The sequence below is a fragment of the Methyloversatilis sp. genome, from assembly GCF_030698125.1.
Classification (GTDB): Bacteria; Pseudomonadota; Gammaproteobacteria; order Burkholderiales; family Rhodocyclaceae; genus Methyloversatilis.
The window spans coordinates 100,967-117,339 of record NZ_JAUYNV010000005.1; the positions used below are offsets into that span (position 1 = coordinate 100,967).

General features: G+C 63.8%; 17 protein-coding genes. 12 read left to right on the forward strand and 5 right to left on the reverse strand.

What is annotated here, in order from left to right:
* Positions 1 to 65 precede the first annotated feature (65 nt).
* Together Q8Q80_RS02265 and Q8Q80_RS02270 are read right to left on the reverse strand one after the other, a co-directional pair.
* Entirely contained in the window at positions 66 to 1,148 is a 1,083-nt protein-coding gene (locus Q8Q80_RS02265) for a 3-deoxy-7-phosphoheptulonate synthase (RefSeq protein WP_305631372.1), read from the reverse strand.
* A 72-nt stretch (positions 1,149 to 1,220) separates the two neighbouring features.
* Positions 1,221 to 2,348, reverse strand: coding sequence for a sorbosone dehydrogenase family protein (locus Q8Q80_RS02270; protein WP_305631373.1), 1,128 nt, complete (start codon positions 2,346 to 2,348; stop codon positions 1,221 to 1,223).
* 107 nt (positions 2,349 to 2,455) lie between these two features.
* On the opposite strand from Q8Q80_RS02270, the gene Q8Q80_RS02275 reads away from it, so the two are divergent.
* Complete coding sequence (locus Q8Q80_RS02275; protein ID WP_305631374.1) at positions 2,456 to 3,307, forward strand: endonuclease/exonuclease/phosphatase family protein; 852 nt, start codon at positions 2,456 to 2,458, stop codon at positions 3,305 to 3,307.
* A 15-nt stretch (positions 3,308 to 3,322) separates the two neighbouring features.
* Here the strand turns inward: Q8Q80_RS02275 and Q8Q80_RS02280 are convergent, their stop codons facing one another.
* Positions 3,323 to 3,520: a DUF465 domain-containing protein gene (locus tag Q8Q80_RS02280; protein WP_305631375.1), complete on the reverse strand. Its 198-nt coding sequence runs from the start codon at positions 3,518 to 3,520 to the stop codon at positions 3,323 to 3,325.
* A gap of 240 nt (positions 3,521 to 3,760) precedes the next feature.
* Here Q8Q80_RS02280 and Q8Q80_RS02285 point away from each other — a divergent pair, with 240 nt between their 5' ends.
* The 6 genes from Q8Q80_RS02285 (at position 3,761) to Q8Q80_RS02310 (ending at position 7,869) form a co-directional block, all read left to right on the forward strand.
* Positions 3,761 to 4,006 carry a hypothetical protein gene (locus Q8Q80_RS02285; RefSeq protein WP_069037890.1) on the forward strand — a complete coding sequence of 82 codons (246 nt, stop codon included), beginning with the start codon at positions 3,761 to 3,763 and terminating at the stop codon, positions 4,004 to 4,006.
* Between the two features lie 50 nt (positions 4,007 to 4,056).
* Positions 4,057 to 4,602 (forward strand): transcription elongation factor GreB, encoded by a 546-nt coding sequence (gene greB / locus Q8Q80_RS02290; RefSeq protein WP_305631376.1) that lies wholly within the window; start codon positions 4,057 to 4,059, stop codon positions 4,600 to 4,602.
* Positions 4,603 to 4,676: 74 nt separating this feature from the next.
* Positions 4,677 to 5,129, forward strand: a complete 453-nt coding sequence (locus Q8Q80_RS02295) for a copper chaperone PCu(A)C (RefSeq protein WP_305631377.1) — start codon at positions 4,677 to 4,679, stop codon at positions 5,127 to 5,129.
* 76 nt (positions 5,130 to 5,205) lie between these two features.
* A complete protein-coding gene (gene rmuC / locus Q8Q80_RS02300) occupies positions 5,206 to 6,693 on the forward strand; it encodes a DNA recombination protein RmuC (protein ID WP_305631378.1) in 1,488 nt (495 codons plus the stop codon).
* 199 nt (positions 6,694 to 6,892) lie between these two features.
* Positions 6,893 to 7,330: a DUF2846 domain-containing protein gene (locus Q8Q80_RS02305; RefSeq protein WP_305631379.1), complete on the forward strand. Its 438-nt coding sequence runs from the start codon at positions 6,893 to 6,895 to the stop codon at positions 7,328 to 7,330.
* Positions 7,331 to 7,572: 242 nt separating this feature from the next.
* Positions 7,573 to 7,869: a hypothetical protein gene (locus tag Q8Q80_RS02310; RefSeq protein ID WP_305631380.1), complete on the forward strand. Its 297-nt coding sequence runs from the start codon at positions 7,573 to 7,575 to the stop codon at positions 7,867 to 7,869.
* A 384-nt stretch (positions 7,870 to 8,253) separates the two neighbouring features.
* On the opposite strand, the gene Q8Q80_RS02315 is transcribed toward Q8Q80_RS02310, so the two are convergent.
* Complete coding sequence (locus tag Q8Q80_RS02315) at positions 8,254 to 8,514, reverse strand: heavy-metal-associated domain-containing protein (RefSeq protein WP_305631381.1); 261 nt, start codon at positions 8,512 to 8,514, stop codon at positions 8,254 to 8,256.
* A gap of 170 nt (positions 8,515 to 8,684) precedes the next feature.
* On the opposite strand from Q8Q80_RS02315, the gene Q8Q80_RS02320 reads away from it, so the two are divergent.
* Both Q8Q80_RS02320 and cueR read left to right on the forward strand, forming a co-directional pair.
* Positions 8,685 to 11,138, forward strand: a complete 2,454-nt coding sequence (locus tag Q8Q80_RS02320; protein WP_305631382.1) for a heavy metal translocating P-type ATPase — start codon at positions 8,685 to 8,687, stop codon at positions 11,136 to 11,138.
* Positions 11,135 to 11,614: a Cu(I)-responsive transcriptional regulator gene (cueR, locus tag Q8Q80_RS02325; protein WP_371132672.1), complete on the forward strand. Its 480-nt coding sequence runs from the start codon at positions 11,135 to 11,137 to the stop codon at positions 11,612 to 11,614. The genes Q8Q80_RS02320 and cueR overlap by 4 nt, the downstream gene beginning before the upstream one ends.
* Before the next feature lie 13 nt (positions 11,615 to 11,627).
* Here the strand turns inward: cueR and Q8Q80_RS02330 are convergent, their stop codons facing one another.
* Positions 11,628 to 12,026, reverse strand: coding sequence for a hypothetical protein (locus Q8Q80_RS02330; RefSeq protein ID WP_305631383.1), 399 nt, complete (start codon positions 12,024 to 12,026; stop codon positions 11,628 to 11,630).
* 421 nt (positions 12,027 to 12,447) lie between these two features.
* Between Q8Q80_RS02330 and Q8Q80_RS02335 the strand changes: the two genes are divergently transcribed.
* From Q8Q80_RS02335 to Q8Q80_RS02345, 3 genes are all read left to right on the forward strand, one after another.
* Positions 12,448 to 14,604 carry a bifunctional diguanylate cyclase/phosphodiesterase gene (locus tag Q8Q80_RS02335; protein WP_305631384.1) on the forward strand — a complete coding sequence of 719 codons (2,157 nt, stop codon included), beginning with the start codon at positions 12,448 to 12,450 and terminating at the stop codon, positions 14,602 to 14,604.
* Between the two features lie 348 nt (positions 14,605 to 14,952).
* Positions 14,953 to 15,885: a methyl-accepting chemotaxis protein gene (locus Q8Q80_RS02340; protein ID WP_305631404.1), complete on the forward strand. Its 933-nt coding sequence runs from the start codon at positions 14,953 to 14,955 to the stop codon at positions 15,883 to 15,885.
* Entirely contained in the window at positions 15,836 to 16,372 is a 537-nt protein-coding gene (locus Q8Q80_RS02345) for a response regulator (RefSeq protein ID WP_371132673.1), read from the forward strand. The genes Q8Q80_RS02340 and Q8Q80_RS02345 overlap by 50 nt, the downstream gene beginning before the upstream one ends.
* Position 16,373 lies beyond the last annotated feature (1 nt).

Below are 16,373 nucleotides of genomic sequence, written 5' to 3' on the forward strand. Positions count from 1 at the left end.
GCCCGCCGCAGGGCGCTGCCGCGGATTATCGGCTGCATCCGTGGCAACACGCCGAACGGGTCCGGTCAGGCGGTGATCCGGCGTCGCTGCAGCGCGTCGGCCGTCGTCGCCGCCAGCTCGCGCAGCATCCGTTCGGTGGTCGCCCAGTCCACGCAGGCGTCGGTGACCGAGCAGCCGTAGCGCAGTCGCGAAAGATCGGCCGGAATCGGCTGGTTGCCGGCTTCGAGATGGCTTTCGATCATGACGCCGACAATGGAGCGATTGCCATCGCGGATCTGTGCGGCCACGTCGGCCAGCACGAGCGGTTGCATTTCGGGCTTCTTGAACGAGTTCGCGTGCGAACAATCGACGACGATGTTGGGCGGCAGCTCCGCCCGGATCAGCGACTGTTCGGCCAGCTTGACGCTGACCGAGTCGTAATTCGGCCGCCCGGCGCCACCGCGCAGCACCAGGTGACCGTGCGGATTGCCGCGTGTGCGGATGATGCTGGAGCGGCCATATCGGCTGATGCCGAGGAAGCTGTGCGGCCGCGACGCCGAAATGATGGCGTTGATCGCCGCATCCACATCGCCGTCGGTTGCGTTCTTGAAGCCGACCGGTGTGGACAGGCCGCTGGCCATTTCGCGGTGTGTCTGCGATTCGGAGGTGCGCGCCCCGATCGCCGTCCACGACACCAGATCGCCCAGGTACTGCGGCGAAATCGGATCGAGCGCTTCGGTAGCGGCCGGAAGGCCCAGTTCGGCGACATCGAGCAGGAAGCGGCGTGCCCGGCGCATGCCCTCCTCGATGTGGAAGCTGTCGTCCATGAAGGGGTCGTTGATATAGCCCTTCCAGCCGGTCGTGGTGCGCGGCTTTTCGAAATAGACGCGCATCACCAGCAGCAGGCTGCCGGCCAGTTCCGCAGCCAGGACATGCAGCCGCCGCGCGTACTCCATGCAGGCGACCGGATCGTGCATCGAACACGGACCGACCACCACCAGCAGCCGCGGATCGTCGCGTTCGAGCACGCCGCGCACGGCGGCGCGTCCGTCATTGACACTGTGCGCAGCCGCGGCGCTCAGCGGCAGGTCGTTCTTGATATCGACCGGTGCCGCCATCACGCCGAAACTTTCGATGCGCCCGTCTTCCAGTGAGCTGTCGCTGTCCATGTCCGTTCTCCTCGGTGGCACCGGACAGTGAACGCCCGCGCGGGCATCAAGTCAATCAGCCATGTCGCGCCATCAGTGCAGTGCAGCGTCGCCGGCCGCGGTGCGGGTGCCGTTCCAGCGTACGCGGTAGATCGCGTTCGCATGGTCGTCGGACACCAGCAGGCTGCCGTCGGGCAGCTCCAGCACATCGGCCGGGCGGCCGAACACGGCATCGTTGCGGCCGAGGAAACCTTCGATGAAGGGTGTGTAGCTCACCACCTTGTTGCCATCGAGGCGCGCCAGCATCACCCGGTAGCCATCCGGCTTGCTGCGGTTCCACGAGCCGTGTTCGGCGATGAACAGCGCGCTCCGGTACTCGTCCGGAAACTGCTGGCCGCCGTAGAAACGCATGCCGAGCGGTGCCACGTGGGCACCCAGGTTCAGCGCGGGCGCCGTGTAGTCGGCGCAGGATTTCCCCTGTCCGAACTCCGGATCGGCAACGCTGCCGCCGTGGCAGTACGGATAGCCGAAATGCTGGCCCGCCTTCGCGACGCGGTTCAGTTCGCACGGCGGCGTGTCGTCACCCATCCAGTCGCGGCCGTTGTCGGTGAACCACAGTTCGCCGCTTTTCGGGTGCCAGTCGAAGCCGACGGTGTTGCGCACGCCACGTGCGAACACTTCGAGCGCGCTGCCATCCGGATTCATGCGCATGATGTTCGCGTAGCCGTCCTTGTCGCGATCGCAGATGTTGCAGGGCGCGCCGACTGGTACATACAGCTTGTCGTCCGGCCCGAAGGCGATGAATTTCCAGCCATGCGCCTTGTCCGACGGAAAGCGGTCGCTCACCAGTACCGGTGCCGGCGGCGCGTCGAGCCGTTTGTCGATGCCTGGCAGTTTGACGATGCGGTCGACGGCGGACACGTACAGGTCGCCCTTGCGCCAGGCCACGCCGACCGGCATGTTCAGGCCGCTGGCCACCTTGACTGCAGTGCCGGCTGCCATTGTCGTACTGTCGTAAGTTATTGCGCTGACGTGACCCTTGCGCGACCCGACATAAAGCCGGCCCGCCTCGCCCAGCGTCATTGCACGCGGGTTGTCCACCTTGGCCCACAGCTCGATGCCGAAGCCGGGTGGCACGCTGAGATGCTGCGGAACTTGCTGCGCGTGGGCGGCGACCGGACTCAACGCAAGGGCGCAGGCGGTCAGCAGGGTTCGTATCATCGGGTTCTCCTGGAGCACAATCGGCATGGTTGTTCCGGATCGACCGATGCGGTCGTCCGGCGTTCCTCACAATGATGCTTCCGGACACGGAAGCCGGAAGGCACGCAATGAAGCTGGTGAGCTGGAACATCCAGTGGGCGCGCGGTTGCGACGGTCACGTCAGCGCGGGTCGCATCGCGCGCGCGTTGAACGATTTCGGCGACGCCGACGTGATCTGCCTGCAGGAAGTCGCGCGCGGCTACGACGATCTGCCCGGTCTTCAGGGTGAAGACCAAGTCGCGCAGTTCGCCACGCTGTTTCCAGATCATGCGCCGATCTTCGCACCCGGTGCCGACAGCCTGCGCCGGGATGGCACGCGCCGGCAGTTCGGCAACCTCACGCTCAGTCGGCTGCCGGTGCTTGCTGCCTGGCGGCATCTGCTGCCCTGGCCGGCGGACAGCACCGCCCCGAGCATGCAGCGCGCCTGCGTCGAAGTCGTGCTGGACGGCCTGGCCGGCGGTTTGCGGGTGCTCAACACCCACCTCGAGTACTACTCGCGCGTGCAGCGCATGGCGCAGATCGAGGCGTTGCGCGCGCTCAATGCAGAGGCGCAGGCCCACGCGGTCGCGCCGCCGGCTGCGAAGGCGTCGGGCGGTGCGTTCGCTGCCGTGCTGCGGCCGGCCGCCGCGCTGCTGTGCGGCGACTTCAACTGCGAGCCGGGCAGCGAGGAATTCGTGCGTCTGGTTGCGCCAGGTGCGTCGCTCCAGGCGCGCTGGCACGACTTGTGGGCGCACTGTCACGGCGCGGTGGCGCATGCCGACACGGTCGGGCTGCATGGCTGTGACTGGCCCGGGCGTCGCTTCTGCTGTGATTTTGCGTTGGCCACCGCGCCGCTGCTGTCGCGGGTGCAAGCGGTCGAGGTCGATCAATCCACCGCGGCATCGGACCACCAGCCGGTCTGGATCACCCTCGCCGACTGATTCGCTGAGCCGCGCTCAGGCCAGATCGTCCGGTTCCAGCATCCGCTCGATCTGGTCGATGCGGTCGCGCAACATGAGTTTGCGTTTCTTCAGGCGGCGCAGCAGCAACTCGTCGCCGGCCGGCGCGGCGTGAAGATCGGCGATCGCCTGATCGAGGTCGCGGTGCTCGATGCGCAGCAGCTCTAGCGATGCGCGCAGTTCGTCATCTTCCATGTGCGGGACCGAATCGTGACAACCGGCGCGCGGCCTGCGCCGTTAAGGGATGGTGGATGTTAGGAGTGTGTTGCAACCGGTGCAAGCTCCCTTCAGCGCCGGGCCAGGCGGCCGTTAAATCACTTGAAAGACGGCAGGATTGCCCCACCTGCAATACAGGTGTCTTGCAGTGCCGTATCGAACAGCCGGACAACCGTCAGGCTGCAAGCTGGTGAGCCGCACAAGCCAAGGAGATACATCATGCACATCATGTTCAACAATCCGCTGGTTTACGTGGTCGAATATGCGGGGCTGGAAGCCGTTGAAGTCATCGACAAGCGGGTCGGGCGCGGCGCGCTGATCCGTGACGATGCAGCGAAGCGCTTCCGCGAGGAACTGAAGGCGCTGGTCGACCACGAGGTCGATCATGAAGTCGGCGCGGAAGCGTTCGACGCTTTCATGGTGCCGTGGGAGGCATTGCTGACCCAACCGGCGATCTATCACTGATTCGGTAAGATGCGTGCTCGTCCAACGAGCACGCAATCACTGACATCCGGATGAACAAGGCCTTCACGAAGGAAACCGACACCGAGGAAGAAGACCCCGAAGTCGTCACTGCGCTGCCGCCCGGCAGCAAGAACTACATGACGCTCGCCGGCTACGGCCGACTGCGGGCCGAGCTTGACCAGCTGGTGCGCGACGAGCGCCCGCGCATCGTGGAAACAGTCGCCTGGGCCGCCTCGAATGGCGACCGCTCGGAAAATGGCGACTATATCTATGGCAAGAAGCGCTTGCGCGAGATCGATCGCCGCATCCGTTTCCTGATCAAGCGCCTCGAATCCGCCACCGTTGTCGATCCGCAGGACCAGCAGAATGCCGACCAGGTGTTCTTCGGCGCCACCGTGCGCTACGAGGACGAAGATGGCAGCGAACAGACGGTGCAGATCGTCGGTGTCGACGAAGCCAATGCGTCGGAAGGACGCATTTCGTGGATATCGCCGCTGGCCCGCGCCTTGCTGAAGGCGCGTGAAGGTGACACGGTCCGCGTGCAGAGCCCGGCCGGGTTGCGCGAGATCGAAGTCACCGCGATTTCCTACCGCTAAGCGCCTCCACGAACGTTGCCGCACCGATCACTGCACAACCGACCCCCCCCTTTTTTCAAACACAGGAAACCACCATGCGTCGCTTGATGACTGCTGCACTGCTTGCCTTGATCACCGCACCGGCCATGGCCCAACTCACCGTCAAGGACGCCTGGGTCCGCGCCACCGTGCCGCAGCAGAAGGCCACCGGCGCCTTCATGCAGATCACCGCGCCAAAAGCTGCCCGACTGGTCGAAGCCAGTTCACCGGTGGCCGGCGTGACCGAAATCCACGAAATGACGATGGACAAGGACATCATGCGCATGCGCGCCATCCCGGGTATCGACCTGCCGGCCGGCAAGGCGGTGGAGCTCAAGCCGGGTGGCTATCACGTCATGCTGATGGACTTGAAGGCACCGATCACCGAAGGGCAGGACGTACCGGTGACGCTGGTCATCGAAGGTGCGGGCAAGAAGCGTGAAACCATCGTCATCAAGGCAACCGCGCGCGCGCTCGGTGCCAGCGGTGCGATGGATCACAAGCACTGAGCGAGGCGCTGCAGATCGTGCGGCGGGCGAGCAGGGCCGGCTATAGTCGGGCTTTCCGAACCGCATCCCGCATCGCATGCCCGTCAGCCTGACCGACTCCGCCATCCTGATCGCCCTTCTGGGGGCTGCGCTGCTGGGCGGAGCGCTGAGCGCCATCTGGCTGCGCAGCCGCACGGCGCTGGAGATCGAACGCGCGCAGGCCGAGCGCGTGGCGCAGCTGCTGACGGCGCAGGAACGGCTGCGCGCCGCATCGCTCGACATCGATCGCCTGCGCGCCGAATTGAAGGTGAGCGGCGCCGTCCGGGCCACGCTCGACCTTCAGCTGCAGCAGGAGAAAGCGGCGCGCGTGCGTGCTGAAACGCAGGCACAGCGTATTCCTGCGCTCGAACAGGCGCTGGCCGAAGGCGCGGCGCAACGTCAGGCGCTGGCCGAGGCCGTGGCCGGATTGCGCATCCAGCTCGACGCCGAACGCAGTCAGACGACCGAAAAGCTCGCGCTGCTCGACGCGGCGCGCGAACAGATGGGGCTGCAGTTCCAGGAGGTGGCGAACCGCATCCTGGAAGAGAAGAGCCAGCGCTTCACGCAGCAGAACCATGACAACCTCGGTCTGTTGCTCAATCCGCTGAACGAGAAGATCAAGGCCTTCCAGGACCAGGTGGCGCAGACCTACGACCGGGAATCGAAGGAGCGGCTGACGCTGAAGAACGAGATCGAGCGGCTCGCGCTGCTCAACACCCGGATCAGCGAAGACGCGGTCAATCTCACCCAGGCGCTCAAGGGCAGCAACAAGTCGCAGGGCATCTGGGGCGAAATGGTGCTGGAAAAAGTGCTTGAATCGTCCGGTCTGCGGCGCGGGCACGAATACGTCGCCGAGGAGAGCTATGCCGCCGACGACGGCAACCGGCGCCGGCCGGACGTGGTCGTCCAGCTGCCCGAAGGCCGTCACATGATCATCGACGCCAAGATGTCGCTGCTCGGCTACGAGCGCTACTGCAGCGCCGACAACGACGCCGCGCGCGCCTTGGCGCAGCGTGAGCACGTGCAGTCGATCCGCGCCCACATCAAGGGGCTGTCGGACAAGAACTATCCGATGCTCGACGGACTGAAAGCGCCCGATTTCGTGCTGATGTTCGTGCCGGTCGAACCGGCGTTCATGCTGGCTGCCACCAGCGACAACACACTGTTCGAGGACGCCTTCTCGCGCAACGTGCTGCTGGTCAGTCCGAGCACGCTGCTGGCGGTATTGCGCATGGTGGCCAACGTCTGGCGACAGGAAAGCCAGGGCCGCAACGCCCAGCTGATTGCCGAACAGGGGGCACGGTTGTACGACAAGTTCGTCGGCTTCGTCGAAGACCTCGAAGAGATCGGCAAGCGCATCGATCAGACGCAGAAGGCCTATCAGGACGCACACGGCAAACTGTCGTCGGGTCGCGGCAATCTGGTGCGACAGGTCGAGAACCTGCGCCGGCTGGGCGTCAAGCCGGCCAGGCAACTGCGCGCCGGCCTGTTGCCCGACGAGGCGGCCCTCGAAGGGCCGCCGCCGGATCCCGAACATCCGGGCTGACGCGCGCGGGCGCATCAGTTATCTGGGCACGCGCGAAACCTGAGTCGCCATTCGCGGCCAAAGCAGCAGCGGCATGCCGTCAGTGGTTTGTGCGGACAGCGTCTGCAGACCGGCACGGCCGAGGTCTGCCGCATGGCGGGCAGGCCGCAGGACGCCCCTTCGACGCGTTCGCCATGCGCGACAGATCAGGAGATCCCCGATGAAATACCGGACGTTTGCCGTCATCGCCGCGACCGCTGTGCTCGCCGGTTGCGCTGCCGTCCCGCAGCATCGAACCGACGCCGGCACGCCGCCCGGCGTGGCCGAAATCAGCCCGGGCAAGGCGGGCGTCTATGTGTTCCGTACCGGCTACAGCGCTCCTGCGCTGCCGATCGCCGTGCTGCTCGATGGTGAGCCGATCGGCTCGACCGTGTCGCAAACCCATCTGTTCAAGGAAATCGAACCTGGCCGGCACACATTGGGCTCGCAGCTTCAATTCACGTCGAAGCTCGAGTTCGATGCCAAGCCGGGCCAGATCGTGTACGTGCGGCAGGACCTGTGGCTGGGTTACCTGCAGGTGCACACCCGGCTGCGCAAGGTGCATCCGGACGACGGCGCGCGTGCGGTGCGCACCACGAAGCTCGCTGTCTCACGCTGAGGGGGGCGCGCGGCGCGGAACGTCGCTGCGGTCTTACAGCATCGTGCCCGGACGGCATGGACAGGATTTGCCTTGACGCGCGCCGGAATTGCCGATGCGGGCACCCTGGCGGATCAGCCCGGGCGTTCTCCGTCGCGGGTCCTACAGGCTGTGGGAGCCCGACTACATCGAACTTCTCCGCAAGAACTAGGCTGCAGTCATGGGCATCCATTTGATGCCTGCCACCCATATGGAGGTCCACAATGACTTTAGCCCGAACAGCCGTTGCACTTGCGATAGCCGCATTTTCCGTGTCGGTCAGCGCTCAGCCGTCGTATCCGGGCAAGCACCAGAAGGAGGTGATGCCGGCGGCGCAGCAATCCGAAAGTCAGAAGAAGTACCAGCCGGAACAGGATCAGGCTCGTCAATCAGGGGAATACCCGAGCGAGCATGCCAACGATGTGATACGCGACCGGGACACCAAGCAGAAGGCGTCCGAGCGTGCGGACGAACGCGAACGCCGCCCGGAAGGTCAGACCACCCCCGAGCCCCGCAACTGACGGTTGAGGGTCCACGCGGGCCGCCCGCCGCCACCGGCGGTTGGGCGGCCCGTCGCCGTCTATTCGCCCGATGAACATCAGCGAACCATCGACGCGGGACGCCTTCTTGCCACAACAGGCTTACGCGCGCCAGCGTCGATGGCGGAGAGCATGTCGCCACGTCCCGCAAGGCCTCGAGCGTGCAGACGATCCGCCTCGGCCCGTGCGCGTGCAGATGGTCGAAGTCGATCAGCCGCTCCAGCGTTGCGACGATGGGGCGGGGGTCGAACAGCGGCACGTTTCGTGGCGCGCCGGGCAGCGTCGACAGGAAACCGCTCGGACGCGGGCTGAAGATACCCGAGCGGCCAGCCATCGAAGCGGATCGAAGGGCTGCTCAGAACGCCATCACTGGCAGTGTCCACAACAGGATCCGCGCTCCGGCACGGCAACTTCGCTGTGCTCCGTCCCAACCGGCACGGGGGTGTAGCCAGCATCCGCGATGGCTTCCGCAATTTCCTCCGCGTCCGCCGACACAGGCTCCACGTGCACGCGCTTCGTGGCCAGGTCGATCCGGATCCCGGCGTCTTTGTCAGTGGCCCTCAGCGCCTTCGTGATGGTGCTGACGCAGTGACCGCAGGTCATGTCCTTGACTTCGAAAGCAATCATTTTCTACTCCATCGGGTTGTTGGTGAGTCGACTGTCCACCCTCCCACTGTTGCAAGGTCAAGCGATCCTTGCAGAAATCCACGATGCCTCCAGGCGCAATCGCCGGTGTTGACATTGCCATCGTCGGAACCTTGACGATGTGCAACTTCGAACAACGCTCCGAGGCATCCATGAACACCATCGCACTGTCCGGTATCACGCTGCAGGTCACAGGCATGACCTGTGCCTCGTGTGCCATGCGCGTCGAGAAGTCACTCCAGTCGGTACCCGGAGTCAGGCAAGCCAGTGTCAACCTGGCGACCGAACGGGTTACGGTCAATGCCGAGCCCGCAGTGACTGCAGCCACGCTGGCCGCCGCCGTGCGCAAGGCGGGCTACGACGTCGCGACGACCGACACCACGCTGCGGGTCGAAGGCATGACCTGCGCCTCGTGCGTGGCGCGCGTCGAGAAGGCGCTGCTCAAGGTGCCCGGCGTTTCCGGGGCCACGGTCAATCTTGCGACCGAGAAGGCGAGCATCCAGGCGCTGTCGACAGTGCCGGTCTCAGCGCTCAAGGCAGCCATCGAGAAGGCCGGCTACGCCGCGAAGGAGCTTCAGGATGCGAGGCCGCAGCCGGCGCCTCGTCTTCCGGCCTGGTGGCCCGTTGCCGTGGGCGGCGCACTGACGCTGCCCCTGGTCATGCCGATGCTGCTGCAGCTTTTCGGCATCGGCTGGATGCCGGACGGCTGGACGCAACTCGCCCTGGCGACTCCGGTGCAGTTCTGGCTCGGCTGGCGCTTCTACCGTGCCGGCTGGAATGCGGTTCTCGCCAGGACCGGCAACATGGACCTGCTGGTGGCCCTGGGCACCTCGGCCGCCTACGGGCTGTCGGTCTACCTTCTGTTCAAGCATGCCGACCATGGCATGCCGCATCTCTACTTCGAGGCCTCCGCTGCGGTCATTACCCTGGTGCTGCTCGGCAAGTGGCTCGAGCAACGTGCGAAGCGGCAGACGGCCGACGCCATCCGGGCACTGAATGCGCTGCGCCCGACCACCGCCCGAGTGCGTCGAGATGACGTCGAGGCGGACGTTCCGGTGGATCAGGTGTTGGTGGGCGACTTCGTCATCGTGCGCCCCGGCGACCGCATCGCCGTCGACGGCGATATCGTCGAGGGCCGCAGCCACGTTGACGAATCGCTCATCACGGGCGAAAGCCTGCCGGTGGCCAAGGGCGTCGGCGACCAGGTGACGGGTGGCGCCATCAATGCCGAAGGTGCGCTGACGGTGCGCACGACGGCCATCGGCGCAGAGACGACACTGGCCCGCATCATCCGCATGGTCGAGTCGGCGCAGGTCGCGAAGGCGCCCATCCAGCGCATCGTGGACCGCGTGAGCGCGGTGTTCGTGCCGGTGGTGCTGGTCATCGCGCTGGCCACCTTCCTGGGATGGTTCGGCTTCTCGGGTGACTGGGAACGGGCGCTCATCAACGCCGTGGCCGTGCTGGTCATCGCCTGCCCCTGTGCGCTCGGGCTGGCCACGCCGACGGCCATCATGGCCGGCACGGGTGTCGCGGCGCGCCACGGCATCCTCATCAAGGACGCCGAAGCGCTGGAGGTCGCGCACGCGGTCACCGTGGTCGCGTTTGACAAGACCGGCACGCTCACGGAAGGCAAGCCTTCGCTCGCGGCCGTGGTGGCAGCGGAAGGTGCCACGCGGAACGAGGTGCTGCGCCTGGCCGGGGCGCTTCAGAAGTCGAGCAGCCATCCATTGGCCGTGGCCGTGATGGACCAGGTGCGGCACGAACGTCTGCCGGTGCCCGAGGCACACGATGCGCAGGCCCTGCCGGGGCGTGGCGTGCAGGCTGTCGTGCGTGGTCAGACGCTGGCCCTGGGCAGCACGCGCCTGCTGCGCGAACTGGGTCTCGTCGAAGGCGGTTTGCACGCTGAAGCGCAACGGCTGGAGCGGCAGGGCAGGACCGTGTCATGGCTGGTCCGGACCGATATGGACCAGCGGCGTCTGCTGGGACTGCTGGCGTTCGGCGACACGGTCAAACCCGCCGCGGCTGAGGCCGTGTCGCGGCTGCATCAACTCGGCATCCGGACGGTGATGCTGACCGGTGACAATCGTGGTGCCGCCGAGGCGGTCGCAAAGGAACTGGGCATCACCGAGGTGCGTGCCGAGGTGCTGCCCGGTGACAAGGCGGCCATCGTCAAGGAACTGCGTGACGCCGGCGAGGTGGTCGCCTTCGTCGGCGACGGCCTGAACGATGGGCCTGCGCTGGCCGCCGCTTCGGTGTCCTATGCAATGGCGGGCGGCTCCGACGTGGCCACCGAGACCGCCGGCATCACGCTGATGCGCGGCGATCCGCGCCTGGTGGCCGACTCGCTTGACGTGTCCCGCCGCACGTACTCCAAAATCAAGCAGGGCCTTTTCTGGGCCTTCGGCTATAACGTGCTGGGCATCCCGCTGGCGGCGCTCGGTCTGCTGAACCCGATCATTGCCGGTGCCGCGATGGCCTTCAGCAGCGTCAGCGTGGTGCTGAACGCCTTGACGCTGCGCCGGTGGCAGGGTGTTGCCGACGGACGCGCGGTGAAGTCTGCAAACCGGCAGGTCCGGAGCGGGGCCGTCATGGGAGAGCAGCGATGAGCATGAACATCGGTGAAGCCGCTAAGGCCTCCGGGGTGTCGACGAAGATGATCCGCCACTACGAGAGCGTCGGACTTTTCCCGAAGGCGGCGCGCACGGCGTCCGGCTACCGGCAGTACACCGTCAGGGAAGTCAGCACGCTACGCTTCATCCGTCAGTCGCGCGACCTGGGCTTTTCCATCGAACAGATTCGTGCGTTGCTCGGCCTGTGGCAGGACCGCAAGCGGCCGAGCCGGACGGTGCGCGCGCTGGCGCAGGCGCATATCGCGGAACTCGAAGAAAAATTGAAGGAACTGCACGCGATGAAGGCCACGCTGGAGCATCTCGTTCACTGCTGTCACGGTGACGACCGTCCCGACTGCCCCATCATCGACACGCTCGCCCACGAAGGAGCCGCACCGGCGGATGCGGAACATCCTTCGCGCGGCAGGACGGCCGGACTGCAGCCTGGCCGGACGCGTCGCCGGCTTGGCTGACAGGGACGGGTGATCACTGCCGGCGGCACGCCCCAGGGCGGACAGGGTCAGCGCTCCATGTCCTTGTCGAAGGGATAGGGAAGCGCTTCCCGCGCTTCGCATCAAGAAAAATCGGCCTGCCGCGCCGGATGTAGCGCTCCGCCCCATGAGCGGTCTTGACCTGGCGATCGATGACGTTGCGCTTCCAGCGGTTCCACAGGACCGGCGGGTCCTTGTCGGGGATATCGGGCAGCGTGTTTTCGCGGTCGAAAAAGATGAACACGGTGTCGCCGAACACTGCGAGCAGGTCGCACAGCTCGTGCCCGCCATCCTTGTGCCGGTTCGGATAGCTCCAGAGCTTCAGGAACGACTGCTCGCAGAACTTCGCGAGCAGCCGCTCCGTCGCCGTAACGCCACGGGCCTTCTCGCTCACAAGAGTCTTTCTCCGACCGCCACGGCGACCTCGCGCTTCGCTTCCGCGACCTCCTGCTGGAAAGCATTGCGGTCCGGCGATGGGGTCGCCTCCAGGAATGGACTGATCACTGCACGTGTCACCCGAATACTCGTTCCTGCTGCAATGCGGGTAGGGAAATCCCTAATCACGTCAGGATAAACGGGGTGTTCCCCGCGGCATCTCCTGATACGGAGTGCATGTCGTCACGGCGTTAACTGAATTCATGAGTGGTTGCAAGTCTGTGGTTCCCAGCGCAGCAGCAATTGGATCAGCGGCCTCTCGGGCGTTTCGTCAGAAAGATGAAGGGGGCGTGTAGAGGGTGGGCTGCAACGCAAAGACAAGCGTTACAGGTGATCTCCGATCAGATCGTGGCAAGCATGCATTTGAAAGGTATTGATCCATGACAGACTTCGCGCGGTTTGCTTCCGTAGGGCACCAAGCGCCCTGCGCACTTGATGATGGGCTGGAGAGCCACACGGCAGTCAGCGTCGGCAGTTTTCTGCTCCCCCAGCCGAAAGCGGCCACTTTTCTTCTGGTCTCCACCTCCGGCGTCGTATTGCGCCACGCCCAGGCGCTGAATGGTGTGCCTGACCTGACGGGGCTGCCCGTCGCCGCAATATTCGAGGCCTTGTCAGACCAGGGCACGACAAGCTGGTCGCAGGTGACGGCCGACTGTCGTCGCGAATCTCATCGATATGTCTGGCGGTTGCAGGTAACGGGTGCCGAACTGCCGGTAAACGTCGAATGCACATGCTTTCACAGGGAGCCGGGCGCCGAAGAGTGGCTGCTCCGGCTGAGTGAAGTAGCAGTGGGTACCAGCATCGCACGCAAGCTTGAAATCCTCGCTCAGGCGGCCCACCAGACGCATGATTCGGTGCTTATCACTTGCGCCGCTGGCTTCATCGAGTACGTCAATCCCGCGTTCGAACGTACCACTGGTTACCTCGCCAAAGAAGTGCTGGGCCATACGCCCCGCATCCTCAAGTCAGATCAGCACAGTCGCAAGTTCTACGATTGCATGTGGAGCACGATCAAACGGGGCGAGGTTTTCCGCTCGGTATTCACTAATCGGCGCAAAAGCGGCGAACTGTATTTCGAAGAGAAAACCATTAGCCCCATCTTCGACAGCCAGCACAGGATCAGCCATTACGTGGCGACGTCCAAGGACGTGAGCGAACGCATACGCGTCCAGGAACAACTGGAATCCCTCGCCAACACCGACACACTAACCAAACTACCGAATCGTCGTCTGTTCATGGAACGGCTGGAACAGGTGATGAGCAGCGCCGTGAGGCAAGGGCAGCAACTCGCCGTGTTGTTCATCGATCTCGACCGATTCAAGGTGATCAACGACACGCTGGGCCACAACGTCGGCGACGGTCTGTTGATAGAGATTGCGCGGCGCCTGCGTGGCGGCGTCCGTGCGACCGACATGGTGGCGCGGCTCGGTGGCGACGAATTCTTGATCCTGCTCGAAGAGGTGAAGTGCCGTGAGGACGTGAGCCAGGTCGTCGCGAATATATTGAAGGGTCTGGGGCAGGTCATCCAGCTTGAGGGGCGCGAATTTTTCGTCAGCGCCAGCGTGGGCATCGCTTTGTACCCAGACGATGCGGCGTCAAAAGACGAACTGCTCAGTCGGGCCGATGTGTCGATGTACCAGGCGAAATCAGCAGGGCGCAATACCTCCTGCTTCTATGAACAGCACATGGACGTGCATGCGCATAGCGATCTGGCGCTCGAAATCGAACTGCATGGCGCGCTGGCTCGGCAAGAGCTTTTCCTCGTCTATCAGCCCATCGTCGACGCGCACTCGGGACGGATGATGGCGGTTGAAGCTCTGTTGCGATGGAACAGCCCGAAAATGGGCTCGGTACCGCCCGACCGCTTCATTCCCATCATGGAAGAAACCGGACTGATTGTTCCGGTGAGCCGCTGGTCGCTGCGTCAAGCGCTGCATGACGTACGGAATGTGCAGCGCTTGCGCCCGGATATCGGGCTTTGCTTCAACCTTTCGGGTAGGCAAATGATCGATGCGGAACTGGTTGCCGACATTTCCGCTGCCCTGCTCGAGGCCAATTTCGATCCGCACCTGCTGGAACTCGAAATCACCGAGAGCACGCTGATGAAAGATCTTCACCACACCGGCGCTGTGCTCGCCGCTCTTGATGCGCTCGGCATCACCATGGCGATTGACGACTTCGGTACAGGTTATTCATCGCTCTCCTACTTGATGCGACTGCGCGTGCGCACTCTGAAGATCGATCGCAGTTTCGTTCGGGAACTGGCTACGGATCCTGAAGCGATGACTATTGTCCGCGCGATTATTTCGCTGGCGGGCAACCTGAATCTGGAGGTCGTTGGGGAGGGGGTTGAAACTGCCGAACAGTTCGCCCACCTTGCTGCGCTCGGATGTGATCGGTTGCAAGGATATCTTTTCGGCATGCCTTCGCTGCCTGCTGATCTGGAAGGGTTGGCGTGCTTTCATGCACCGGGAATGGAGACCGAAAGGTTGGTTCAGGAAATTTCGTATGAGATGAATGAATTTGAAGAAACTTGATTCGTCTTGAAAGTTTTATCCACTTTCCGAAGTTTGCTCATCAAAAAATGATGGGTGAATTCCTCCAGGTTTCTTGTCTGCATCTGCAGACAGAAGAAGAGGAATCAAAGTATGGAGACAATCGTGTTCCGAAAGCTCTGTCATGCAGGCTATACCGTAGGCGCCGTAATCGCAGGTGTATGGATGATCTGGCCCGTCGACGTTCCGCCTTGGGTGCGTATGGCATCTGGTGTCGGGATCTCCGCACTGCTGCTTGCTTCCGGATGGTGCATGTCTCCCATGCGCATGTCTGGCGCGGCCATGAATAAACCTGCGGAGCCGGTCGGGCCCGATCCGCTGATACGAGACATGCGCGACAGCCTGTTGCTGGTTTCAGAAACCGCCGCACCGATCTGGTCGCGCCAGATTGGCGTCGTGCGCAAGCAGGCGGAGGGCGCGATTGGCGAGTTGATCGAGCACTTCTCGGGTTTGGTCACAAGACTCGAGGCAGCCGTCGCTGCTTCATCGAGCACCGGCTTGTCGGGTGACCATGTCGGTGTTGACGTCGTGATCAAGACGTCACAGCGCGAACTGTCCGCCGTGCTCGACGGCATTTCCGGTGCGCTTGGAGAGAAAACCGTTGTTCTGACCCAGATACGCGAGCTGGCGAGTTACGCCGATGATCTTCTTGGCATGGCTGCGTCAGTCCAGAAACTGGCGGACCAGACCAACCTGCTTGCGCTGAATGCGGCGATAGAAGCTGCGCGCGCAGGCGAAGCCGGACGGGGCTTTGCAGTGGTAGCCGACGAGGTGCGGAAGTTGTCGACCGCTTCGGGTACCACCGGCAAGCAGATCGCCGATAAGGCAAGGCTGGTGAGCGAAGCCATCGTCGCTTCGGCCCGGCTGGTCGAAAGCTCAACCAGTCGCGACTTTGCTTCGTTTCAGTCATCCGAGGCCAGCATCAAGACGGTACTCGGTGAGTTCTCAGGCGTGCTCGATTCGCTGGCGCGGACCAACGCTGTGTTGTGTGAGCAGGCGGAAGGCATTCGGCAGGAAATTGAAGCCACGCTCCCAGCGCTGCAGTTTCAGGACCGGATTGATCAGGTATTGGCGCACGTCTGCGAAAGCATGAGCGAGCTGGGCGAGTTGGTTGGTGCGACGCCCGACGGACACGCTCCCGACCTGCGACCGCTGATCGACCATCTTGAAAGCAGCTACACCACAGCCGAAGAACGCGTCAATCACACAGGTGGTGGCGCTGCCCACGCAGGCGCATCGGCGCAAGCGCTTGTCTTCTTCTGACCTTGCGGCGCCCGTGCGCCGCAAAAGGGAAGATTGCCGGAGTGAGTGCACGGCGGGTAGCCAGGATTCTTGTCCGGACTACGCAGCAACAACACTGTCGCAGAAGAGGGAGAAACGAATGGGCAAGAACATTCTGATTGTCGATGACTCGTCATCGTTGCGCCAGGTGGTGAGCTTGGCGCTAACGAGGGCCGGCTATGAAGTGATGGAAGCGGGCGACGGCCAGGACGCGCTGGACAAGTTGGACGGACGCAAGATCAACTTGATCATCAGTGACGTGAACATGCCCCGCATGGATGGCATCACTTTCGTCACGCAACTGAAGCAGAACCAGCGCTACAAATTTACGCCGGTGATCATGCTCACGACCGAAGGACAGGATGCCAAGAAGGAACAGGGGCGAGCGGCCGGTGCCAAGGCCTGGATCATGAAACCTTTCAGCCCGCCCATCCTGCTCGATGCGGTGGCGAAGCTGATCCTTCCCTGAG